General features: G+C 66.7%; 1 protein-coding gene. It reads right to left on the bottom strand.

Annotation, left to right across the window (positions count from 1 at the left end; all coding sequences use genetic code 11):
- On the bottom strand, window positions 1–1,140 hold a 1,140-nt coding region (gene tnpC / locus NKI39_RS34155), incomplete at both ends, for an IS66 family transposase (protein WP_352837548.1).

Genomic DNA, 1,140 nt, shown 5'->3' on the forward strand with positions numbered 1-1,140 from the left:
GCAGTCGGGCGAGGACGTCGGCGAGCCAGGCCTGCGGGTCGACATCGTTCATCTTGGCGCTGACGATCAGGCTGTAGAGAACGGCAGCGCGCTGTCCGCCGCGATCGGAACCGCAGAACAGCCAAGACTTTCTGCCGAGAGCGATGCCGCGCAGGGCTCGCTCGGCTGCATTGTTGGATAGGCAAATCCGCCCATCGTCGAGGAACCGGGTGAAGGATGACCAGCGGCGCAGCATGTAGTTGAAGGCCTTGGTCAGATCGTGTCCGCGCGAGAGCTTGTCGCGCGTCTTGATCATCCAGCGCTCGAGCTCGGTGACCAGCGGCGCGCTCCGCTCTTGGCGCACGGCGTGGCGTTGGGCCGGCGACAGGCCGTTGATCGCGCGCTCGATATCGAACAGGGCATCGATGCGCTTCACGGCTTCGACCGCCAGCGGATAGACGAGGTTGGGCTTCTCGCCGTGCGCCTTCTTGCGCGCCGCCGCTTCGACATCGGCCAGCTCAAATACTTTGCGCCGGCTGTGGGCCCAGCAGCTGGCCTCCAGAACAGGCGCCGGCTGACGACCCGTCGCATAGAGATCGCCATAACCACCAAAGGCATCGGCCTGCAGAATGCCGCTCCAGCCGGCGAGATGCGTCGCGGGATGTTCGCCTCGGCGATCGCGGGAATAGTAGAACACTGCCGCCGGCGGATCGGCGCCGCCGAACGGTCGGTCATCGCGCACATAGGTCCATAATCGGGCGGTATCGGTCTTGCCCTTGGCCAGGACCGGCACCGTCGTGTCGTCGCCGTGCAGACGCGAAGCGGCCAGCACATGGGCTTCGAGCTGCTTGAACAGCGGCATCAGCGCCGCGGCGCCGGCGCCGACCTGGTCGGCGAGCGTCGACAGGCTGAGCGGCACGCCTTCGCGGGCATAGCGTTCGGCCTGGCGGTTAAGCGGCTGATGCTGGCCGAACTTCTCGAACAGGATCATCGCCAGCAGGCCGGGACCGGCCCAGCCGCGCGGGGTGGCGTGGAAGGGCGCCGGAGCCTGGCTGATCGTCTCGCAGTCGCGGCAGGTGAACTTCTCCCGCACGTGCTGGATCACCTTCCATTGCCGCGGCACCACCTCCAGCGTCTCGGTGATATCCTCACCCAGCTTGC

The sequence above is a fragment of the Mesorhizobium sp. M0664 genome, from assembly GCF_040320565.1.
In the GTDB taxonomy this organism is placed as follows: Bacteria; Pseudomonadota; Alphaproteobacteria; order Rhizobiales; family Rhizobiaceae; genus Mesorhizobium.